Origin of the sequence: Herbaspirillum sp. C7C2 (assembly GCF_022627865.1) — a bacterium.
Lineage (GTDB): Bacteria > Pseudomonadota > Gammaproteobacteria > Burkholderiales > Burkholderiaceae_D > Herbaspirillum > Herbaspirillum frisingense.
This window is the reverse complement of the sequence record NZ_JABXGI010000028.1, coordinates 20295-41707: the sequence shown is the minus strand read 5'-3', so window position 1 is coordinate 41707 and position 21413 is coordinate 20295. Positions and strand designations below refer to the sequence as shown.

At 64.2% G+C, this 21413-nt stretch carries 19 protein-coding genes; 9 read left to right on the top strand and 10 right to left on the bottom strand.

Annotated elements, in window-relative coordinates:
- Positions 1–95 precede the first annotated feature (95 nt).
- Positions 96–464, bottom strand: a complete 369-nt coding sequence (locus HWE04_RS22475; RefSeq protein WP_241813749.1) for a hypothetical protein — start codon at positions 462–464, stop codon at positions 96–98.
- 175 nt (positions 465–639) lie between these two features.
- Between HWE04_RS22475 and HWE04_RS22470 the strand changes: the two genes are divergently transcribed.
- Positions 640–2205: an aminotransferase-like domain-containing protein gene (locus HWE04_RS22470; protein ID WP_241813748.1), complete on the top strand. Its 1566-nt coding sequence runs from the start codon at positions 640–642 to the stop codon at positions 2203–2205.
- 217 nt (positions 2206–2422) lie between these two features.
- Positions 2423–3751, top strand: a complete 1329-nt coding sequence (locus HWE04_RS22465) for a tetratricopeptide repeat protein (RefSeq protein ID WP_241813747.1) — start codon at positions 2423–2425, stop codon at positions 3749–3751.
- A 13-nt stretch (positions 3752–3764) separates the two neighbouring features.
- On the opposite strand, the gene HWE04_RS22460 is transcribed toward HWE04_RS22465, so the two are convergent.
- Both HWE04_RS22460 and HWE04_RS22455 read right to left on the bottom strand, forming a co-directional pair.
- Positions 3765–4688: a sugar kinase gene (locus tag HWE04_RS22460; RefSeq protein ID WP_241813746.1), complete on the bottom strand. Its 924-nt coding sequence runs from the start codon at positions 4686–4688 to the stop codon at positions 3765–3767.
- An 81-nt stretch (positions 4689–4769) separates the two neighbouring features.
- Positions 4770–6062: an amino acid deaminase gene (locus HWE04_RS22455; protein ID WP_241813745.1), complete on the bottom strand. Its 1293-nt coding sequence runs from the start codon at positions 6060–6062 to the stop codon at positions 4770–4772.
- Between the two features lie 161 nt (positions 6063–6223).
- Here HWE04_RS22455 and HWE04_RS22450 point away from each other — a divergent pair, with 161 nt between their 5' ends.
- The 4 genes from HWE04_RS22450 (at position 6224) to HWE04_RS22435 (ending at position 10649) form a co-directional block, all read left to right on the top strand.
- The gene (locus HWE04_RS22450; protein ID WP_006712912.1) at positions 6224–7108 is read left to right on the top strand and encodes a MurR/RpiR family transcriptional regulator; all 885 of its coding nucleotides are present in this window, start codon (positions 6224–6226) and stop codon (positions 7106–7108) included.
- 1 nt (position 7109) lies between these two features.
- Positions 7110–8600 (top strand): N-acyl-D-amino-acid deacylase family protein, encoded by a 1491-nt coding sequence (locus HWE04_RS22445; RefSeq protein WP_241813744.1) that lies wholly within the window; start codon positions 7110–7112, stop codon positions 8598–8600.
- A gap of 72 nt (positions 8601–8672) precedes the next feature.
- Positions 8673–9056, top strand: coding sequence for a RidA family protein (locus HWE04_RS22440; protein ID WP_006712914.1), 384 nt, complete (start codon positions 8673–8675; stop codon positions 9054–9056).
- A 240-nt stretch (positions 9057–9296) separates the two neighbouring features.
- Positions 9297–10649, top strand: a complete 1353-nt coding sequence (locus tag HWE04_RS22435) for a GntP family permease (RefSeq protein ID WP_006712915.1) — start codon at positions 9297–9299, stop codon at positions 10647–10649.
- A gap of 80 nt (positions 10650–10729) precedes the next feature.
- Here the strand turns inward: HWE04_RS22435 and HWE04_RS22430 are convergent, their stop codons facing one another.
- Positions 10730–11254, bottom strand: a complete 525-nt coding sequence (locus HWE04_RS22430; RefSeq protein WP_241813743.1) for a hypothetical protein — start codon at positions 11252–11254, stop codon at positions 10730–10732.
- 214 nt (positions 11255–11468) lie between these two features.
- On the opposite strand from HWE04_RS22430, the gene rpsO reads away from it, so the two are divergent.
- The 3 genes from rpsO (at position 11469) to HWE04_RS22415 (ending at position 15848) form a co-directional block, all read left to right on the top strand.
- On the top strand, positions 11469–11738 hold the full coding sequence (gene rpsO, locus HWE04_RS22425) for a 30S ribosomal protein S15 (protein ID WP_006712917.1): 270 nt from the start codon (positions 11469–11471) through the stop codon (positions 11736–11738).
- Positions 11739–12068: 330 nt separating this feature from the next.
- Positions 12069–14207 (top strand): polyribonucleotide nucleotidyltransferase, encoded by a 2139-nt coding sequence (gene pnp, locus HWE04_RS22420; protein WP_182994523.1) that lies wholly within the window; start codon positions 12069–12071, stop codon positions 14205–14207.
- A gap of 348 nt (positions 14208–14555) precedes the next feature.
- Positions 14556–15848 (top strand): NAD(P)/FAD-dependent oxidoreductase, encoded by a 1293-nt coding sequence (locus tag HWE04_RS22415; RefSeq protein ID WP_077235623.1) that lies wholly within the window; start codon positions 14556–14558, stop codon positions 15846–15848.
- Positions 15849–15932: 84 nt separating this feature from the next.
- Here HWE04_RS22415 and HWE04_RS22410 read toward each other — a convergent pair whose 3' ends face one another.
- From HWE04_RS22410 to pxpB, 6 genes are all read right to left on the bottom strand, one after another.
- Positions 15933–16937, bottom strand: a complete 1005-nt coding sequence (locus HWE04_RS22410; RefSeq protein WP_241813742.1) for a DUF2891 domain-containing protein — start codon at positions 16935–16937, stop codon at positions 15933–15935.
- Between the two features lie 77 nt (positions 16938–17014).
- Positions 17015–18001 (bottom strand): DUF979 domain-containing protein, encoded by a 987-nt coding sequence (locus HWE04_RS22405; protein WP_241813741.1) that lies wholly within the window; start codon positions 17999–18001, stop codon positions 17015–17017.
- Positions 17998–18726: a DUF969 domain-containing protein gene (locus tag HWE04_RS22400; RefSeq protein ID WP_241813740.1), complete on the bottom strand. Its 729-nt coding sequence runs from the start codon at positions 18724–18726 to the stop codon at positions 17998–18000. The genes HWE04_RS22405 and HWE04_RS22400 overlap by 4 nt, the downstream gene beginning before the upstream one ends.
- Before the next feature lie 213 nt (positions 18727–18939).
- Positions 18940–19680 (bottom strand): 5-oxoprolinase subunit PxpA, encoded by a 741-nt coding sequence (pxpA, locus tag HWE04_RS22395; protein WP_241813739.1) that lies wholly within the window; start codon positions 19678–19680, stop codon positions 18940–18942.
- A gap of 10 nt (positions 19681–19690) precedes the next feature.
- Positions 19691–20725 (bottom strand): 5-oxoprolinase subunit C family protein, encoded by a 1035-nt coding sequence (locus HWE04_RS22390; protein WP_241813738.1) that lies wholly within the window; start codon positions 20723–20725, stop codon positions 19691–19693.
- A complete protein-coding gene (gene pxpB / locus HWE04_RS22385; protein WP_241813737.1) occupies positions 20722–21375 on the bottom strand; it encodes a 5-oxoprolinase subunit PxpB in 654 nt (217 codons plus the stop codon). Before pxpB ends, HWE04_RS22390 begins: the two co-directional genes overlap by 4 nt.
- Positions 21376–21413: the final 38 nt, after the last annotated feature.

Genomic DNA, 21413 nt, shown 5'->3' with positions numbered 1-21413 from the left:
CGGATTTGACGGTGGTTTTGTTGATTGAAAGTTAATCATCCACATCCACCGCGTCCACCGCCTCCACTGCGCCACTTCGGCCCGCACCTCTGCGATCAGCGCGCCCGACTTGCGAGCAGCACGTTGCGCCAATCGCCCAGCCGTCGCAAGAGCTTGGCCCAGGGGGCGTACCAGGGCGGCTGCGGCGTGGCCAGGCACAGCAATTCGCCGCCTTGCGGCGCCAGGATGCTGACCCAGCCCTCGCGCTCTAGTACCAGGCACTCACCATCCTCCAGACGGGTCTGTCGGCTGACCAGGCGATCCAGTTGCCAGTACGTCGCTTCGGTGATGCGCAACAGCGGCGCCTGGCACAGCAGCTGGCTGCCGGCCGGCAGCCACAGTTGCAGGTGTTGCCCGCAGCCCAGTTGCAGTCTGCGGGGCGTAGGCTGGGCGGCGGGAAGGGTGGGGTGGCTGGGGGTAGGCATGGCTGGCTAAGTGGTGGTGGGGATGAGTGCAGTCTAGGGAGTCGCCAGCCAGCGCAACAGGCACAGGAAAATTCGGGCTGCTGCGTAACAGCGGCCGTTTTTTTGCTCTGTTACCGTTGCTTTTCGAATAGTCTGTATCTGTTCTGGTCCTTGCCGGAAGAAGATGATGACTGTTATGGATACCAGCCTCCACCTCCCCGATCTCAAGCCCGCGCTACCGCCGGCCATTCCTGAATCTGGCGCCGATGCTGGCGCGGATGTTGGCGCTCATGCCGGCACGCCCACGGTCAGCCCGGAAGGCGCCCGCCAGCCGCTGTACCGGCGCCTGGCGGAGCACTATCAGGGTGCGATCCAGTCCGGCACCCTGGTGGCCGGCGACCGCATGCCTTCGGTGCGCGACCTGATGCGCCAGCACCAGGTGAGCCTGTCCACCGCCTTGCAGACGTTGCGTCATATGGAGGAGGGCGGCTGGCTGGAAGCCCGTCCGCGTTCCGGCTATTTCGTGCGCCAGCCGCGCCGCTCGGCCATCCGCCCGGTGCAGGAGCCCAAGAGCCTGATGGCCATCGATCCCGAGCAGTACGCCGGCATCCATGAAAAGGTGTCGCAATACATCGCCCTGCGCCAGAGCGGTGCGCCGCGCATCGACCTTTCCGGCATGACCTGCGCGCCCGAGCTGTATGCGGTGGAAACCTTGAAGCAGGCCGCCATGCGTGCCCTGCGCGACCGCCCCGAGCTGCTCACCAGCGCCATGCCGCACAACGGCAATGCCACCTTCCGCCAGGCCGTGGCGCGGCGGGCGCTACACCATGGCATGCGCATCGATCACGAAGAAGTGGTGGTCACCCACGGCTGTATCGAAGCGCTCAACCTGGCCCTGCGGGCGGTGGCCGGCCCCGGTGACACCATCGCCGTGGAGTCGCCGACCTATTTCGGCCTGTTGCAGGCCCTGGAAAACCTGGGCATGAAGGCGCTGGAGATCCCGACCAGCCCGCATACCGGCATCTCGGTGGAGGCGCTGGAACTGGCGGTGCGCACCTACGGCAATATCAAGGGCGTGGTGGTGGTGCCCAACCTGCAGAACCCGCTGGGCTGCATCATGCCCGACGAGCACAAGGACAAGCTGGTGCGCCTGTGTGAAGAATTGCGCCTGCCGCTGATCGAAGATGATGCCTACACCGAACTGGCCGACGGCAACGTGCCGCCGTCCAGTCTCAAGAGCCGCGATCGCAGCGGCAATGTGATCTATTGTGCCTCCCTCAACAAGGTGCTGGCGCCGGGCATGCGCCTGGGCTGGATGAATGGGGGGCGCTGGCATGAGCGGGTCAAGATGCTCAAGTTCACCCATACCCGCGCCAACGAGGAATGGACCCAGGTCACCGCCGCCGACTTCATCGCCAGCCCGGCCTACGACCGCCACCTGCGCCGCCTGCGCCAGTTGCTCAAGGAGCAGCGCGAACGCATGGCCGAATCGATTGCGGCCTATTTCCCCGAGGGCACGCGCCTGAATGTGCCCAATGGCGGCGTCGGTCTGTGGGTGGAGCTGCCGGTGCAGGTGTGCTCGCAGCAGATGTTCGAGCGGGCGCTGGCCGAGGGCGTGGGGGTGTCGCCGGGTGCCATCTTCTCCAATTCCAACCGCTATGGGCATTTCCTGCGCATCTGCTGCGGTCATCCTTTTACCCGCGAACTGGACCAGGCGCTGCGCCGCCTGGGCAGTATCGGGCATAGCCTGGCCGGACAGTAGGGCCGTCGGCAAGGTGAAGGTTTCGTCAGGCCGCCCCGGGTGCAGTCCCGGGGCGGCCTTTTTGCATTCCGGGCCGGTGATGAGGCATGGATGGCAGAGAATCAGGCATTGCCCGAAAGGGCGGGCTGCGTCAGACTTGTAAAGAACATGTAAAGACGAAGGCTTGCATTCTCACGCGTGCCGCCTTGATCCGATGTCCTTTCCGGGAGACCAGTCCATGCCTGAACCCCAGCAGCAGACGCAGCACGCCCACCAGGAGCGTTTGCACGCGGCGATCGACGCTCACATGGCCGGGCGCCTGGACGAGGCCCGTGCCGTCTACGAGGCGGTGCTGGAAGAGGATCCCATCGAGCCGGTGGCATTGCACTTCTACGGCATCTGGCTGCATCAGGCCGGGCGCCATGAAGAGGCGCTGGACAAGCTGGAGCTCTCCAGCGCGCTGGAGCCCGACAACGCAGCCTGGCACAACGACCTGGGCAACGTGCTGTTTGCGCTGGGCCAGGTGGAAGACGCCGAGCAGGCCTACGCCGACGCGCTGGCGCTGACGCCGCAAGACCACACCGTCTGGAACAACCTGGGCGCCGCCCTGCTTCAGCAAGAGCGCCGGGAAGATGCCATGGCGGCCTTCGAGCGGGCACTGGAAATTGCCCCCGAGTTCTTGCCCTCCCTGCTGCACCTGGGCAGCCTGCATGAAGCTGCGGGCGACAAGATGCAGGCCTCGCACTACCAATGCCGCGCCTACGTGCTGCCGCCGATGGAAGGCAAGTCCTGGGAGATGGTGGGGATTTCCTTCTATTTCCTCGGCCGTCTGGAGGAGGCCGCGCAAGCCTATCACGCCTGGCTGCAAGAGCAACCGGACAATCCGATCGCAGCCCACATGCTGGCCGCCTGCTCACAGGACGAGGTGCCCGCCCGTGCCTCGGACCGCTACATCGAATCGCACTTCGACCGCTACGCCGAGACCTTCGAGGCCAACCTGTTGCAAAGCCTGGCCTATCGCGGTCCCAGCCTGATCGCCCAGGGCCTGGCGCGGCTGGTGGCGCCGTCACGCCAGTTCGCCACCGTCGACATCGGCTGCGGTACGGGTCTGTGCGCGGCCCAGGTGGCGCCGTTCTCGCATCGCATCATCGGCGTCGACCTGGCCGGCAAGATGCTGGAAAAGGCCGCTAGCACCGGGCTCTACGCCCATCTGGAGAAGGCTGAGATCGGCGACTACCTGGCGCGGCATCCGCAATCCTGCGACCTTGTCACCGCCGCCGACACGATGATCTACTTCGGCGACCTGGATCAGGTCTTCGGCGCGGTCGCCGGTGCCTTGCGCAGTGGCGGCTATTTCGCCTTCACGGTCGAGGCGCTGACGGCCCAGGACCCCGCCGAGGCCGGTTATTGCCTGCATGCCAGCGGTCGCTATCGCCACGGGCGCGACTACGTACAGCAGGTACTGCAGGCGCACGGCATGGAGGTGCTGCACGACAGCGACGAGATCCTGCGCGAGGAAGTGCGACAGCCGGTGGCGGGCATGTTGCTGGTGGCCCGCCGCCGCTGATCGGATCGGGTATTCAGGCCGCCGCGTGCAGTGCGGCTTCGACCTGGCTGCGGGTGGGGATGGGTTCCACCGCGCCATAGCCGGTGGTGGACAGGGCGGCGGCCACGTTGGCGTAGCGCGCCGCCGCGAAGGGATCGCTGCCGCGCATCAGCTCGGCCATGAAGGCGCCACCGAAGCAGTCACCGGCGCCGGTGGCATCCAGCGCCTGTACCGGATAGGGCGCCACCATGCGCCGCTCCTGGGGGGTGGCCACGTAGCAGCCTTCCTTGCCCAGCTTGAAGGCCACCAGTTGCACGCCATAGCCCAGCAGGCGGTCCACGATGGCATCGCGATCTTCCAGTCCGGTCAGCATGGACACATCTTCCCAGCTCGGCAGGCAGATATCGCACAGGCCGAAGGCCTGTTCCATCTTTTCGCGGGCGCGCTCCAGCGACCACAGACGCAGGCGCAGATTGGTATCCAGCGAGGTCGGCACGCCGGCTGCACGGGCCTGGGCCATGGCGGCCAGGCCTGCTTCGCAGGCGCTTTCACTGATGGCCAGGCTGATCCCCGACAGGTGCAGGGCAGCCGCGCTGGCGACGCTCTCCAGCGGCAGGTCGGCCGTCTGGTACTGGCTGGCCGCCGAACCGGCGCGGCGGTAGTGGAACTGATGGCCGCTGTCGTCATGGGTGACGAAGTAGATGCCGGTGCTGGCGCCCGGGCGCACGGCCACGTGCTGCACGTCGACCTGCTCGCGCTGCCACAGGGTCAGCAGGTCCTGCCCGAAATGATCATCGCCGACGGCGCTGACATAGGCCGAGGCCACCCCCTGGCGAGCCGCGGCGATGGCGAAGTTGGAGGTGTCGCCGCCATATCCCTGCAGGAAATTGCGCGGCGACGCGATGCTCTGGTTGAATTCCACCATGGCTTCGCCATAGGCGAGGATCTGCTTGCTCATGTTGTGCTGAAACGAAGTCGAAGTACGCAGGAACGAAAATGAATAAGAACCGAGAAGAAAACCCGGATGAACCGGGCGGCCTCAGAAGAAGGTCTGCACGATGTCGGTGACATCGAAGCGCGCATCCACCACCACCAGATGACGCCACTTGTCGAAGGTCAGGCAGGGGTGGGAGATGTCGAAGGCGATCATGTCGCCGACCTTGATGTCGTCGCCTGCGGCGATCTTGAGGTAGGCGTGCTGGTCCATCATGCCGGTGACTTCCCAGTGCGCTGGGGTGGCCTGCGGCTGGGTGTCATGGCCCGGACGGAAGCGCGTCATCGGTGCCGGCAGGCCGGCATCGAAGGCAGCGTCGCGCTTGCCCAGGGCGATGATGGCCTTGTCGCTTTCCGGGATGGATTGCACGTAGGCCCACAGTTGCAGCGCCGGCTGCAACTGGCTGCGCATGCTGTGCGCCACCGGATTGCGCACCTGGATCTGGGCCTGCGCGGCGCGGTAGATGCCCACATCGTGGGTCAGGTAGCAGCCCGGGCGCAGCACCACGTCCAGGGCCGCACCGATATCGGCCTGGCCGAACTCTTCGGCCACCACGTCGTACCAGGCCGAACCGGCCCCGGTCAGCACCGCCGGACCGTGCGCCAGGCGGCGCGCCAGCTTGCCCTGCGCGGCCAGTTCGCCGATACAGGCCACGGCGCGTTGCAGGAAGCGGCGGATATCGACCTCTTCCTTGAGCACGCCTTCATACACTTCCACCCCGGCCAGGGCGAGGCTGTCCCAGCGTTCGATCTCGGCCAGCACGGCAGCCTGCTGGTCGGCATCGCGCACGCCGGTGCGACCGCCGGCCGGGCCCAGTTCCAGCAGCACGTTCAGGGTTTGCTTGCGTTCGGCGAAGAAGCGGCCGAGCTGCTCCACCAGGTCGGCCGAATCGACCAGGCAGAAGAATTCGAAGGAGGGATCGGCCAGCAATTCCGAGATGATGGCCATGTTGCGCTTGCCCACCAGCTGGTTGGCCATGATCACGCGGCGCACGCCGTGGTGGTAGGCCGCCAGGGTCTGGTGCGCAGTGGCCAGGGTGATGCCCCAGGCGCCGGTGTCGAGCTGGCGCGCAAACAGCTTGGGCGCCATGGTGGTCTTGCCGTGCGGGGCCAGCTTGACCTGGTATTGGCCGACAAATTCCTGCATCCACTTCAGGTTGTGGGCGATCTTTTCTTCATACAACACCGCGGCAGGCAGGCTGATGTCCTCGTTGAGCAGGTTCCAGCGCACGCTGCCGGCCTGCTGCGGCGACAGCGGCTGGGGCAGGGCGCCCAGACCCTTGTTGAGCGGGTCGACGATGCCGGGCTGATAAGGTCCGTGGTAGTTTGTATCATTCATCGCATTAATTCCTGTGAAATTAGGATTGACGTAATAATAGCCTTGAATTTACTATGTTTACGCCGTGTTAGTAAATAACATAAATTATTTTCGCGGCTCTTTTTGGTGCATCCGGCATGCACTTTTCTGGGTATTTTCCGCCGACCTGATCCTTTCACCCCATGGCGCAGACATTGGACATCATTTCCCGCATCAGCGAGCGTAGCAGCACCTTGCGACTGGCCGAACAGAAGGTGGCCGAGGCCATCCTGGGCGACCTCTCGGCCGCCGCCAGCGCCAGCATCGGTGAACTGGCCGAGAAGGCCGGGGTGTCGGTGGCCAGCGTGACACGCTTTGCCAAGGCCATGGGTTGCCGCGACGTGCGTGAATTCAAGTTCCTGCTGGCACAGGCGGTGGCAGTGGGGCAGCGCTTCTTCGATGGCGCCAAGACCCTGCCGTCGGAACAGCCGCCGGAACTGGCCGACGTGGTCTATCGCGACATCCATGCGGTGCTGGAACTGAACCGCGCCATGCTCAACCCCGACATGCTGATGCAAGCCGCGCACCTGCTGCAGGGCGCGCGCATGATCTACTGCTTCGGCATGGGCGGCGGCTCGACCATGATGTCCGACGAGGCGCGCTATCGCCTGGTGCGCCTGGGACGACCGGTAGCGACCTACCACGACGCGGTGCTGCAGAAGATGGTGGCCGCCACCCTGGACAAGGAAGACGTGCTGCTGGTCTTCTCCACCACCGGCAGCGTGCCGGAACTGCTGGCCAGCTGCGAGGTGGCGCGGGAATACGGCGTCAAGCTGATCGCCATCACCGCCCTCGGTTCGCCACTGGCCAGGCTGGCCGATGTGCTCTTGCCCATCAAGACGCTGGAGACCGACCTGATTTTCAAACCGTCCTCGTCGCGCTACGCCATGATGGCGACGCTGGACATGCTGGTGCTGGAGCTGGCCCTGCTGCACAAGGAAAGCAGCCAGGAACGGCTGCGCCGCCTCAAGTACGTGCTCGACGCACATCGCGGCGGGGGCGACCTGCACCAGCCGCTGGGAGACTGACATGATATCCACCACCCATACCGAGGACGGGGAGCGTCGCTGCGACACCCTGTTCCGTCACGCCCTGGTGATCGACGGTTCCGGCGCCGAGCCCCAGGTGCTCGACGTGGCCGTCCACAAGGGCCGCATTGCCGCCATCGGCCAGCTCGACCACTGGCATGCCGCGCAGGAGATCGATGCCACCGGCCGCGTGCTCTCGCCCGGCTTCATCGACGTGCATACGCATGACGACACCAACGTCATCCGCACCCCGGAGATGTTCCCCAAGCTTTCGCAGGGGGTGACTACGGTCGTGGTCGGCAATTGCGGCATCAGCGCCGCGCCGGTCACGCTCAAGGCCGATCCGCCGGACCCGATGAACCTGCTGGGCAAATCCGAGGCCTTCCACTATCCGACCTTTGCCAGCTATGTCGAGGCGGTCAATGCCGCGCAACCGTCCATCAACGTGGCCGCGCTGGTCGGTCACACGGCCCTGCGCAACAACCATATGGACCGTCTGGATCGCGCTGCCACGCAGAGCGAAATCGACGGCATGCGCGCCCAGTTGCGCGAGGCGCTGGAGCATGGCGCGCTGGGCCTCTCCACGGGTCTGGCCTACGGCAATGCCATCAATGCGCCCACCGAGGAGGTGCTGTCCCTGGCCGAACCGCTGGCCGAATTCGGTGGCATGTATGCCACCCACCTGCGCAGCGAATTCGCCGACATCCTTGAGGCCATGGACGAGGCCTTCCGCATCGGCAAGCATGCCCGCGTGCCGGTAGTGATCTCGCACCTGAAATGTGCCGGCGTGGAAAACTGGGGCCGCAGCAGCGAAGTGCTGCAGGCGCTGGAGGCGGCGGCGCGGCACCAGCACGTGGGCTGCGACTGCTATCCCTATACCGCCAGCTCGTCCACGCTGGATCTGAAGCAGGTGACGGCCGACTACGACATCCAGGTCACCTGGTCCGAGCCGCATCCGGAGCAGGGCGGCAAGATGTTGAAGCAGATCGCCGCCGAGTGGGGTGTGGACCTGCACACGGCGGCCGGGCGCCTGATGCCGGCCGGCGCGGTCTATCACTGCATGTCCGATGACGATGTCAATCGCATCCTCTCGCACCCGGCCACCGTGGTCGGCTCCGACGGGCTGCCCAACGATCCGCTGCCGCATCCGCGCCTGTGGGGTGCCTTCCCGCGCGTGCTGGGCTACTACAGCCGCGAACAGAAGCTGTTCTCGCTGGCCACCGCCGTGCACAAGATGACCGGCCTGTCGGCGCAACGCTTCGGGCTGGACTTGCGCGGCTTCGTGCGGGTGGGCTATCACGCCGATCTGGTGCTGTTCGATGCCGACACCATCCGTGATGCGGCCAGCTTTACCGATCCTATGCAGCCGGCACACGGCATCGAGGGCGTCTGGGTCAACGGCCAGCTGGCCTATCGCGGCCAGGACAAGCAGGCCACTGCTGCACGCTCCGGTCGCTTCCTGGCGCGCAAATTGCTGAAGGAAGCCGCCTGAACGCATTGGGGCCGGGCTTAAGTATTTTTCAGTGTTTCAAGTTTCAATGTGAATCAAAGTGAAGGAGCAGCAATGAGTATTCAACGATTTGGCGTGGAAGGCGGCAGCGGGACCGGTGGTCAGCATCTGCCATTCGCACGCGCAGTGGCCGCTGACGGCTGGTTGTACGTGTCGGGTCAGGTGGCCATGGAAAACGGCGAAGTGATCGATGGCGGCATCGTGGCGCAATCGCACAAGGCCATCCAGAACGTGCTGGCGATCCTGAAGGAAGCCGGCTACGGACCGGAACACGTGGTGCGCTGTGGCGTCTGGCTGGATGACGCGCGCGACTTCCAGTCCTTCAACAAGGTCTTCAAGGAATACTTCGGCGCCAATCCCCCGGCCCGCGCCTGCGTGGTGTCGAGCATGGTGGTGGATTGCAAGGTCGAGGTCGATTGCGTGGCCTTCAAGCGCTGATGGCCTGGCGGGCTGGCATGGAAGGGGTCGACAAGTATCCCGATGCGGCCTGCCGATGAAGTGGCTGCAGTGAATGATGTGAGTCTGATGATTTGAGTCGTATCAATAATCTAAATTATTTAAATCATTTGATTCATCCGGACGTTTCAAGAGTTCTGTTCGATTTGGCAGTTCATGTTTGCCGGCAGGGGTGTGGTATCGCCGGCGGGTGTCTTTTTACCTTCTGAAGAGGAGCAACAGATGGAGGCTGTACAAGGGAGTGCGCTACTGGTCTATGCACTGGTAGCGGTGATTGCACTGATCGTGCTGATCGCCAAATTCAAGATGAATCCGTTCATCGTGCTGATCGTGGTCTCGCTGCTGCTGGGCCTGTCCGTGGGCATGCCGATGGGTAACATCGTCAAGGCCTTCGAAACCGGCGTGGGCAACGCGCTGGGTCACATCGCACTGGTGGTGGGGCTGGGTACCATGCTGGGCAAGATGATGGCCGAGTCCGGTGGCGCCGAGCGCATCGCCAACACCATGATCAAGGCCTTTGGTGAAAAGAACGTGCACTGGGCCATGATGACGGTGGCCTTCATCGTCGGTCTGCCGGTGTTCTTCGAAGTCGGTTTCGTGCTGCTGGTGCCAATCGCCTTCAACGTCGCCAAGCGTACCGGTACCAACATGGTGCTGGTGGGCATCCCCATGGTCGCCGGCCTGTCGGTGGTGCACGGTCTGATTCCGCCGCACCCGGCTGCGCTGCTGGCGGTGACCGCCTATAGCGCCGATATCGGTCGCACCATCCTGTTTGCGCTGATCGTGGGTATTCCCACGGCCATCATCGCCGGCCCGATCTTCGGCAAGCTGATCTCCAAGGTGGTGATTCCCGATCCGGACAATCCGCTGATCTCGCAATTCGTCGATGACAGCAAGAAGGACCGTGAACTGCCGGGCTTCGGCATCACACTCTTCACCATCCTGCTGCCGGTGGCACTGATGCTCATCGGTAGCTGGGCTGACCTGTTCTTCGCACCCAAGACCTTCGCCAATGACTTCCTGCGCCTGATCGGCAACTCGGTCATCGCGCTCCTGATTGCCACCCTGGTGAGTTTCTGGACCTTCGGTCGTGCCCGTGGTTTCGGCGCCGACCAGATCCTCAAGTTCAGCAACGAATGTCTGGCCCCGATCGCCAGCATCACGCTGGTGGTGGGTGCGGGTGCCGGCTTCGGTCGCATCCTGATGGATGGCGGCGTCTCCAAGGCCATCGTCGGTATCGCCACCGATGCACATCTGTCGCCGCTGATCCTGGGCTGGTTCGTCGCTGCACTGATCCGCGTGGCCACCGGTTCGGCCACGGTCGCCATGACCACCGCCTGCGGCATCGTCGCGCCTATCGTCTCTACCGTCGGTGGCGTGCGTCCGGAGCTGATGGTGCTGGCCACCGGTGCCGGTTCGCTGATCCTGTCGCACGTCAATGACGGCGGTTTCTGGCTGGTCAAGGAATACTTCAACATGACCGTGCCGCAGACCTTCAAGACCTGGACCGTGATGGAAACGCTGGTCTCGGTGCTGGCCCTGCTGTTCACGCTGGCGCTGGCCACCGTGGTCTGAGCCTGACCGATCGTCCTCGTGACAAGGCCGCCCGCTGCAGTGCAGAGCGGGCGGCCTTTTTCATGGCGGCAGCGGGTGGATCAGAAGCGCGAGCGGGTGTCGTCGAAGCGCGGATCGGGGCCGTTCTCGACCTTTTCCACGATGCCCTGGTCGGTGAAGTACACGGTCATCTGCGAATTCCATACGCCGCTTTCCTTGAAACCGTAGTTCCAGGCCTCGAAGGGGATGCGGGCATAGCGTGTCACTTCGGTGGGGCGGCCGACCCGACGCAGCACGTCGAGCTTGGTGTCCTGCTTGGTGCGGATGGCGCGGAAGTTTTCGATCGTCCAGACTTGCTGGTAGGAAACCAGGCGATGATCAGGGCCGATGCGGGCCATGTATTGATACTGGCCGAAGGCGCCGGCAGCGTATTCGAAGAGGCGACTGTCGCCATCCGGATACACATTGCTGGGCGCGCCCAGGCGGGCGACTACCTGTTCTTCGCTCTCGCCGGGCGTCACGGGCGGCTGGAACAGCGAGGCACAGCCGCTCAGTGCGGCGCTGGCCAGCAGGGCTGCAGCCAGCAGCGGGCGGCCGCGGCGCAGGAGGGGGGAGAGTTGCTTCATGGTCAATTTCCTCTTGTTGTCATTCCGGTATCGCATCTTCGCCCGGGGATGGATGGGGCGTTCAGGTGTGATCCTGTCTGCGAATGTTGGTTGGAATGGCTTTTTGCTATATAATTTCGCGTCCGGTCGAGTTGGCCGGATTCTCATTTTTTGTTCACGGTATGCAGGGCACATCATTTGACGCTCCGCACACCGCTTGTGAAAGGTAAAAGCAATGTCCATCGAAAAAGCAGCCAAGGCTGCCATTATCTCCGAAAACGCCCGCGGCACGAACGACACCGGTTCTCCGGAAGTGCAAGTCGCGCTGCTGACCGCACGCATCAACGACCTGAACGGCCACTTCAAGGCCCACGTCAAGGATCACCACTCCCGTCGTGGCCTGATCAAGATGGTCAACCGTCGCAAGAGCCTGCTGTCCTACCTGAAGAACAAGGACGCCGACCGTTACCGCGCCCTGATCGAGAAACTCGGTCTGCGTAAGTAATTTGACTTCGCGTCTGGGTCTCCGGGCTCTGCCCCGGGATCACAATGAAATGCCTGCGTCACTCGTTGACGCGGGCATTTTGTTTTTTGCGATTCCGCAAGCTCAGGCGTAGGCCGGGGCGCAACGGAGCGCAACGCCCTCCGGGCAGGAATAGATCATTGTTTCATCGCGGCAGGCTGTTTGTCTGATCAATGCCGCGTTCGTCGTGAGTGACCGGTTTCGCCGGCCACTGTGGTGAGGTGAACGACAGCGCCTGAAAATCTGTCGGCAAAAGGAAGTCGCGCACCGCGGACACAGTCGGGGCAGGCTCCATAAAAGAAAGGAAATACCGTGTTCAATAAAGTAAGCAAGACCTTCCAGTACGGTCAGCATCAAGTCACCCTGGAAACCGGCGAAATCGCCCGCCAGGCCTCCGGCGCCGTCGTGGTCTCGGTGGAAGACACCGTGATCCTGGCTACCGTGGTGGCCCGCAAGGAAGCCAAGCCCGGCCAGGATTTCTTCCCCCTGACGGTCGACTACATCGAGAAGACCTATGCTGCCGGTCGTATCCCCGGTGGTTTCTTCAAGCGTGAAGGCAAGCCCTCCGAAAAGGAAACCCTGACCTCGCGCCTGATCGATCGTCCGATCCGCCCGCTGTTCCCGGAAGGCTACCTCAACGAAGTCCAGGTCATCATCCACGTGCTGTCGGTGAACCCTGAAATCGATCCGGACATCCCCGCCATGATCGGCGCCTCGGCTGCCCTGTCGCTGGCCGGCATCCCCTTCAACGGCCCGGTGGGCGCCGCCCGCGTGGCCTACATCGACGGCCAGTACGTCCTGAACCCGACCCAGACCCAACTGAAGTCCTCGCAACTGGATCTGGTGGTGGCCGGTACCGAAACCGCCGTGCTGATGGTGGAATCGGAAGCCGACCAGCTGTCCGAAGAAGTGATGCTGGGCGCGGTCGTGTTTGGTCACGACCAGTCCAAGGCCGTCATCGAAGCCATCCACGCGCTGGTGCGCGACGGTGGCAAGCCGGAAGTCCAGTGGACCGCCCCGGCCAAGAACGAAGCCCTGATCGCCCGCGTGTCGCAACTGGCCGAAGGCCCGCTGCGCGAAGCCTACCAGACCAAGGACAAGCAAGCCCGTACCGAGAAGCTGAAGGCCGTCTCGGCCCAGGTCAACGAAGCCCTGGTCGCTGAAGCCGCTGCCAACAACGGCGTGGCTGCTGACGCTGCCGAAGTCGGTTCCATCCTGTTCGACCTGGAAGCCAAGATCGTGCGTTCGCAGATCCTGGAAGGCGAACCGCGTATCGACGGTCGCGACACCCGCACCGTGCGTCCGATCTCGATCCGTACCGGCGTGCTGCCGCGTACCCACGGTTCGGCCCTGTTCACCCGTGGCGAAACCCAGGCCCTGGTCATCGCGACCCTGGGCACCGCCCGTGACGAGCAGAAGATCGACGGCCTCTTGGGCGAATACACCGACCGCTTCATGCTCCACTACAACATGCCTCCGTTCGCCACCGGCGAAACCGGTCGCGTGGGTACCCCGAAGCGTCGTGAAATCGGTCACGGCCGCCTGGCCAAGCGCGCGCTGATCGCCGCACTGCCGGCAGCTGACGAGTTCAGCTACTCGGTGCGCCTGGTCTCGGAAATCACCGAGTCCAACGGTTCCTCCTCGATGGCATCGGTCTGCGGCGGCTGCCTGGCACTGATGGACGCCGGCGTGCCGATGAAGTCGCACGTGGCCGGTATCGCCATGGGCCTGATCAAGGAAGGCAACAAGTTTGCCGTGCTGACCGACATCCTGGGCGATGAAGATCACCTGGGCGACATGGACTTCAAGGTGGCCGGTACTGCCAATGGCATCACGGCACTGCAGATGGACATCAAGATTCAGGGCATCACCAAGGAAATCATGCAGGTCGCGCTGGAGCAGGCCAAGGAAGGCCGCCACCACATCCTGGACAAGATGCAGGAAGCCGTCCCGGCCGGTCGTGCCGAGCTGTCCGACTTCGCACCGCGCCTGATCACCATCAAGATCAATCCGGAAAAGATCCGTGACGTGATCGGCAAGGGCGGCGCCGTGATCCGTGCGCTGACCGAAGAAACCGGCACCCAGATCGACATCAGCGACGAAGGCGTGGTCACCATCGCCTCCGTGGATGCATCGGCTGGCCAGGAAGCCAAGCGCCGTATCGAAGAGCTGACCGCTTCCGTGGAAGTGGGCAAGATCTACGAAGGTACCGTCCTGAAGCTGCTGGACTTCGGCGCCATCGTCCAGGTCCTGCCGGGCAAGGATGGTCTGCTGCACATCAGCCAGATCGCCAACGAGCGCGTCAATGCCGTGGCCGACTACCTGAAGGAAGGCCAGCAAGTGCGCGTGAAGGTCCTGGAGACCGACGACCGCGGTCGCCTGAAGCTGTCGATGAAGGCTGCCCAGGCTGAAGAGGGTAGCGAAGCAGCTGCTCCGCAAGACCCGCAGTAAGTCCAGGCTGCGCCGGCGCTGACAAGGCTGCCGGCGGGTCACCGACAGAAAAATCCCCCATGCCTCGCGGCGTGGGGGATTTTTCTTTGGGCGCATGCGCTTGCGTGCTTGCCGGCCGGGACAATCTGTCCCAGTGATTTCGAACCAAAAGTATGAGAACCTGTCCTTCTGCAATGAGGGACATCAAGCTTGCTGCGATGTCCCCGGGTGTCACGGCCGCAAGGGGAGCCGCGCGCCCGTCTGCAGGTGCATCCGAATAGAGAGTAGGGGACATCTGTGGTGCCTGATCCGGCGCGATCCGGTGGGTACATACAGGCAGAACAACACATTACTTTTGAAAGGAAGGCGATGCCCCATGTCATCATCATCGGTTGTGGATTCGGCGGCCTGGCTGCCGCGCGCGAGCTGGCCAGTGCCGACCTGCGCATCACCATGATCGATCGCAGCAACCACCACCTGTTCCAGCCGCTGCTGTACCAGGTGGCAACGGCCGGGTTGTCGGCGCCGGCCATCAGTGCGCCGATCCGCGCCATCCTGGCGCACCAGAGCAATCTGACCACCCTGATGGCCGCGGTCACCGGCATCGATACCGCCGGCAAGAGCGTCACGCTGGAAGACGGCAGCGTGCTGTCCTATGACCATCTGATCGTCGCGGCCGGCTCCACCCACAGCTATTTCGGTCACGACGAGTGGAGCGCGCTGGCGCCGGGTCTGAAGACGCTGGAAGATGCCTTCGAGATCCGCAAGCGCATCCTGATGGCCTTCGAGCGGGCCGAGCGCGAAACCGATGCGCGGCGCCGCCAGGAGTGGCTGACCTTTACCGTCATCGGCGGTGGTGCCACCGGCGTGGAAATGGCCGGGACGCTGGTGGAAATCGCCCGGCATACCTTGTCTGGCGAATTCCGCAATATCGATCCGCATTCGGCGCGGGTGGTGCTGGTGGAAGGCTCGGAGCGGGTGCTGGCGGCCTATCCGCCGGACCTGTCAGAAAAGGCGCGCGAGCAGTTGCAAAAGCTGGGCGTGGATGTGCGTACCGGCTGTCGCGTGGTGCATATCGACGAGACCTGCGTGCGCTATGCCAATTTCGACGGCGAGCAGAGCCTGGCCACGCGCACCGTGATCTGGTCGGCGGGGGTCGCGGCCTCGCCGCTGGGCAAGCAGCTCGGGGTCGAGGTGGACCGTGCCGGTCGCGTACCGGTGTCGCCGGAGCTCAATATCGCCGGGCATGAGGATGTGTACGTGATCGGTGACCTGGCGGCCGCGCAGTCCGATGGCAAGCCGGTACCGGGCGTATCGCCGGCGGCCAAGCAGATGGGGCGGGTGGCGGCACGCAATATCAAGCATCGCATCGCGGGACAGAAGCCCGAGACCTTCGTCTACCAGGACTACGGTTCGCTGGCCACCATCGGTCGCAAGGCCGCCATCGCCATGGTCGGCAAGCTGAAGTTCTCGGGCTACCCGGCCTGGTTGTTCTGGCTGTTCGTGCACGTGTACTTCCTGATCGGCTTCCGCAACCGCATCATGGTGATGGCCGACTGGGCCTGGGCCTATTTCACCTTCAAGCGCAGCGCGCGGGTGATCTCGGCGACCATGCCCACGCAGGCCGAAGCGCCCTCATTGCGCAAGGAAGTGGCCGAGTAGTTTTCGCCGCGTCGCAGAAACAACGCCCGCGTTTCCATGGCTGGAAGCGCGGGCGTTGTGCTGTGTGGAGACAGGGTGTCGGCCTCAGTCTTCCAGCGCCAGCATGGCGAAGCTGGCCAGCCAGTGCCCGCCGCTGTAGTGGCTGCCGACCACCTGATCGATGGAGGCGCCGATGTGACGCTGTACGGAGGTCTCCATGGCAGCGCGTGCCGCGTGGGTGGCGGGCAGGTGTCGCAGCACGGTCTTCATGCACCAGGCGCGGGACAGGTTCAGGCCATCCAGGTGGGCGATCTTGGGATCGGTGGGGTCCGAGACATGCGCCGGCTGCATGATCTGCGAGACCTCGGCCACGCGCGGCAGGTAGCGGTCGAACCAGGCGGGGAAGTCCGCTGTGGGAAGTGCCTTGCTCATCAGGAGTGCTTCGGTCAGCGCGCCGGAAATGTACTCGTCACCGCCCGGTTCATAGTGAGCGGGATAGTCGGTGTCCTTGCTGAAATACCGCAGGGCGCTGTCTACGATGACCGTTTCCAGTTCGCTGTCCTGCACGTGGCGCGCATAGTCCAGCGAAAGCGCCAGTGCGAAGGCGGTGTTGTAGTGGGTACCCACGCGGATGGGATAGCTGAGCTTGGAGAGATAGTCCAGCAGGCGGCTGCGGATTTCCATGGTCAGCGGCGCCATGGCGCTGCGCCAGGCAGCAGCGCGGGGCAGGGCCGACTGTGCCAGTTCCTGGTCCAGCGCCAGGATCCAGCCGAAGCCATAGGGGCGTTCGAAGGGGCCGCGACCGCCGACGCGGAAGTAATCGGTCTCGCGTTCCATCAGTTCCCGCGTGAAGTGCTCATCGAAGATGTCTTCGATGTCGCTGCGCGCCGGCAGGGCCGGGAAACGTTGCACGCAGCGCAGCAGCAGCCAGAAGCCATGGACCGCCGAGTGCCAGTCGTAGCAGCCGTAGAACACCGGATGCATGGCGCGCGGCGAGAGCACGTCTGCTGCGCCATGGAGCACATGCATGATGTGGTTGGGATATTCCTGGCGCAGATAGGCCAGTGGCATGCGGGCGAAGGCATCGGCCCGTTCGAGGGTGAGTTGCATGGGGACTCCTTGAGGCTAGGGGAGGCGACGCCGCCAGCGCCGATGGGTGCATGGCGGCGTCTTGCCCATCGCTGGGATCAGCGGAAGGCGAGGAAGTACATCAGGAACACGTTGACCGTCAGCAGCGTCAGGGCGGTCGGAATCTGTACCTTGATGACCTGGTACTTGTTCTTCAGTTCCAGCAGTGCAGCCGGCACGATGTTGTAGTTGGCGGCCATGGGGGTCATCAGGGTCCCGCAGTAGCCGGAGTACATGCCGATGGCCACCAGCGGTGCCGGGTCGGCATGATGGCCGACGATCAGGAAGGGCAGGGCGATGCCCGCGCTCATCACCGGGAAGGCGGCAAAGGCGTTCCCCATCACCATGGTGAACAGTGCCATGCCCACGCAATAGATCACCACCACCAGGAAGCGGTTGTCCGGATTGACGAACAGGCTCACCACCTGCTGCACCGAGGTACCGGTCTTGGCGGCCACGAAGACGCCTCCCAGCATGGCCAGCATCAGCGGCAGGATGGCGGCCCAGCCGATCGAGTCCACCAGCCGGCGCGACTGGCGCACCGCCTGCAGCGGCGTGCCACGGGTCAGCACGTAACCGGCGATGAGGGCGCAGATACAGGCTACGCAGAGTGCGGCCAGGGTCAGTTGCTTCTGGTCCAGCAGCATCACGCCACCGATCGACACGCCCTTGAGCAGCACGGTACAGGCCACCGTGATCACCGGGATCAGCACGGCCGGGAAGAACAGCCAGTTGCCCAGACGCTTGGCCGAGCTCACGCGTTCTTCGTAGCTCGAAGTGGCGTAGCTGCCCATGGAAAGCATGCCGGTGCCGGCGATGAGCGAGATGATGATGACGGTGGCGCCGATGATGCGGTGAGCCATGGACTTGCCCAGGTTCTCCACCAGCAGGTCGCCGAACAGGAAGACGGCGCCGAACAGGAACCAGAACAACGCCGTGCTCAGGCGCTTGGGGTTGCCCCTGTCGCGCAGGGTCATCACCACCAGCATCATGACGATGATGCCGATGAGGTAGTAGATGCGGTTGATGGAAATGAGCGTGTTCATGCGGCCACCTTGGAAGAGTCGTTTTGGCCGGCTTTCCAGGTATCCACGTCGCGGCGGATGGAGGCGTCCAGGCGGGTCAGGCGGAACATGTGGATCACCAGCGCCGAGAGGGCGGTGGGAATGGCCCACAGGCCGATGTGTAGCGGTTCGATGTTGGTGATGCCGTTTTCCTTGAGGAAGGCATCCATCAGCAGGACGGCGCCGAAGGCGATAAAGATGTCTTCGCCGAAGAACACGGCGATGTTGTCGCAGGCGGCAGCGTGCGCCTTGATCTTGTCGCGGATGGGTTGCGGCAGGTCTTCGCCATAGGCGTTGACGGCGGCACCCTCGGCCATCGGCGCCAGCAGCGGACGCACGGTCTGTGCCTGGCCGCCAAGATAGATCAGACCCAGCGCGGCAGTTCCTTCACGCAGCAAAAAATAGAGCATCAGGATGCGCGCGGAAGTGGCGCTGGCAATGCCTGAAATCCAGGCCTGTGCACGTTCCTTCAGACCGTAGTGTTCGAGCAGCCCGATAATGGGCAGGATCAGCAGGAAGGTCGCCAGGGAACGGCTGTTGACGAACTTCTCGCCGAAGGTTTCCAGCAGCATGCCGAAATCCATGCCGACCGAGAGTCCGGTCGTCAGCCCCGCGACCGTGACCACCAGCAGCGGGTTGAAACGTAGTGCAAATCCGGCCACGACGATCGGTATCCCGATCAGTGGCAATAGTGTCGTGCTCTCCATGAAGACTCCTGGTTGTGAATGAGTTGAACCAGTCGCTGCAAGGGCCATGCCAGCCTGACCGTGGCCTCCCTGCTGATGCGTCCTGGTGGACGCAGGCATGGAGTAGTCGCGATCTCATGGTCTCCCAGCTTCGACATTTCTAATTGTTATGGGTACTGCAATTTGTCCGGAGGACCGGGCAATTCGTGAGGCGCGCTAGCGCCGACAAGCTGTTCAGGCCGCGGCACGCACGGCGATGCGTTCTTCATGCAGGCGGGCGCGGATCTGCCGCGCAAAATCCAGCGCATGCGGGCCGTCTCCGTGCAGGCAGACGGTCTGGGCGTTCACGCTGACAATGCTGCCGTCGACGGCCTTGACCTGCTTCTGCTGGACCAGCATCAGGGTCTGGGCGATGGCATCCTCGTCGTTCTCGATCATGGCGCCCGGCTTGCTGCGTGCCACCAGGCTGCCATCGGCCTCGTAGGCGCGATCGGCGAAGACTTCTTCCACCGCGTTGAGGTCGGCATGACGGGCGGCGGCAATCAGTTCGCTGCCGGCCAGGCCAACCAGGCTCAGTTCCGGATTGAAGGTGCGGATGGCGGCGCAGATGGCGTTGGCCAGCACGGCATCCTTGGCGGCCTGGTTGTAGAGCGCACCATGCGGCTTGACGTGGCGCAGGCGGCCGCCTTCGGCGCGCACGATGGCGTCCAGTGCACCGAGTTGGTAGAGCATGCCGCTGACGATTTCCTCGGGCGGCAGGTGCATGGTGCTGCGGCCGAAGTTTTCGCGATCGGGGAAGCTGGGGTGGGCACCGATGGCGACGTGGTTCTGGATCGCCCAGCGCACGCAGCGGCGCATGGTGGCGGCGTCGCCGGCATGCCAGCCGCAGGCGATGTTGGCCGAGCTGACCAGGGTCAGCAGTTCTTCATCGGTGTCGCAGCCTTCGCCGAGATCGGCATTCAGGTCGATGTGCATGGCGTAATCCTCATTTCTTGTAGAGCGTGGCGCGCGACCAGTCCAGTGCCGCCACGGTATCGCGGATGGTATCGAGATAGCGCTGCTGTTGCTCGGCCGCGAGCAGGGCTTGTTCCAGGGTGCAGGGCTCAAGCCGCAGGGTGGCATTGAGCGGTGCCTGCGCCAGCTTCCACAGGTCGGCGCCGATGACCACGCCGATCTTGGGATAGCCTCCGGTGGTCTGGGCGTCACCCATCAGGATGATGGGCTGGCCCGAAGGCGGCACCTGGATCACGCCCGGTACCACGCCATGGGAGAGCATGTCGCGGGCGTGCTTGCGCTTGAGCTCTTCGCCGTCCAGCCGGTAGCCCATGCGGTTGCTGCTGGGGGTGATGCGCCAGGGCGTGGACCAGAAGGCTTCGCGTGCGGCCTTGGTGAATTCCTCGATCTCGGGGCCTGGCAAGACGCGCAGCGTGATATGCCCGCCGCGCTGATGCGCTGGCAGGTCGCTGCGGCTCCAGTCGGGGGCGCGGACACCGAAGGCCGGGCCGCTGACTGCGCGCAGGGCGGCCTGGTCGTCGCCGACCGCGAGTTTGTCGCCACGCTTGAGGGCGCGTCCCTGATGCCCACCGAAGCCGGCTTTCAGGTCGGTGCTGCGCGAATCCAGGACCACGGGCACATCGATGCCACCGGCCACGGCCACGTAGCTGCGCATGCTGTGGCGCGCGGGGTGCTGCGGCAGGTCGGACGCCACCGGAGCCAGGCGCAGTACACTGCCGGCGCTGACCGGCAGGCTCCAGCAGGCCGATATCGGTTTGCCGTCGAGCGTGGCTCCGATATCGTCACCGCCCAGCGCAATGCGGGTGGCGCGACCGAAGCGCAGTTCGCAGAGGCCCATGGTGATCTCGATGCCGGCGGCGCCGGGCGCATTGCCGACCAGCAGATTGGCGCTGGCCAGGGCCAGTGCGTTGAGGGCGCCACCGGGATGGATGCCCTGGCTGCGATGGCCGGGCCGTCCGAGGTCTTGTACCGAGGCCAGCATGCCGGGTTGGAGGATCTCGATCATGCGTCGATCCTTTCCACGGTGAAGCGCACATGGTCGCCCGGACGCAGCAGCGTCGGCGGTTCCTGGGCCGGGTCGAACAGGTGCAGGGCGGTTTGGCCGATCACCTGCCAGCCGCCGGGCGAGGGCATCGGGTAAATGCCGGTCTGCTCGCCGCCGATGCCCACCGAACCGGCAGGAATGGTCATGCGCGGGGTGGTGTGGCGTGGCGTGGCCAGTTCCGGGGCCAGGCCACCCATGTAGGCAAAGCCCGGCATGAAGCCGAGGAAATAGACCACGTAGTCACCGGCGCTATGGCGGCGGATCACTTCCTCCCTGGACAGGCCGGTGTGGCGCGCCACGTTCTCCAGGTCGGGGCCAGCATCGCCGCCGTAGACCACCGGGATCTCGACCACGCGGCCCTGGTAGCGGCTGGCATGCAGACCGGGCCAGGCTTGCGTGATGCGTTCGCGCAAGGTGTCCAGATCACGCACCGGGCGGTGCAGGAACAGGGTCAGGTTGTTCATGCCGGGGACCACTTCGCTGACTTCGTCCCATTGGGCGGCCAATTGGGCCAGGTTCCAGATGCGTTGCTGCTGGGGCAGGCTCGCAGGCGCGGGCAGGCTGCAGAGCAGCGCGCTGTCGCCTAGCGGATGAATCTTCGGGGGCTGCATGTTCTTGTTGTTGCTCGGTATGGATGAAGCGATCGGCC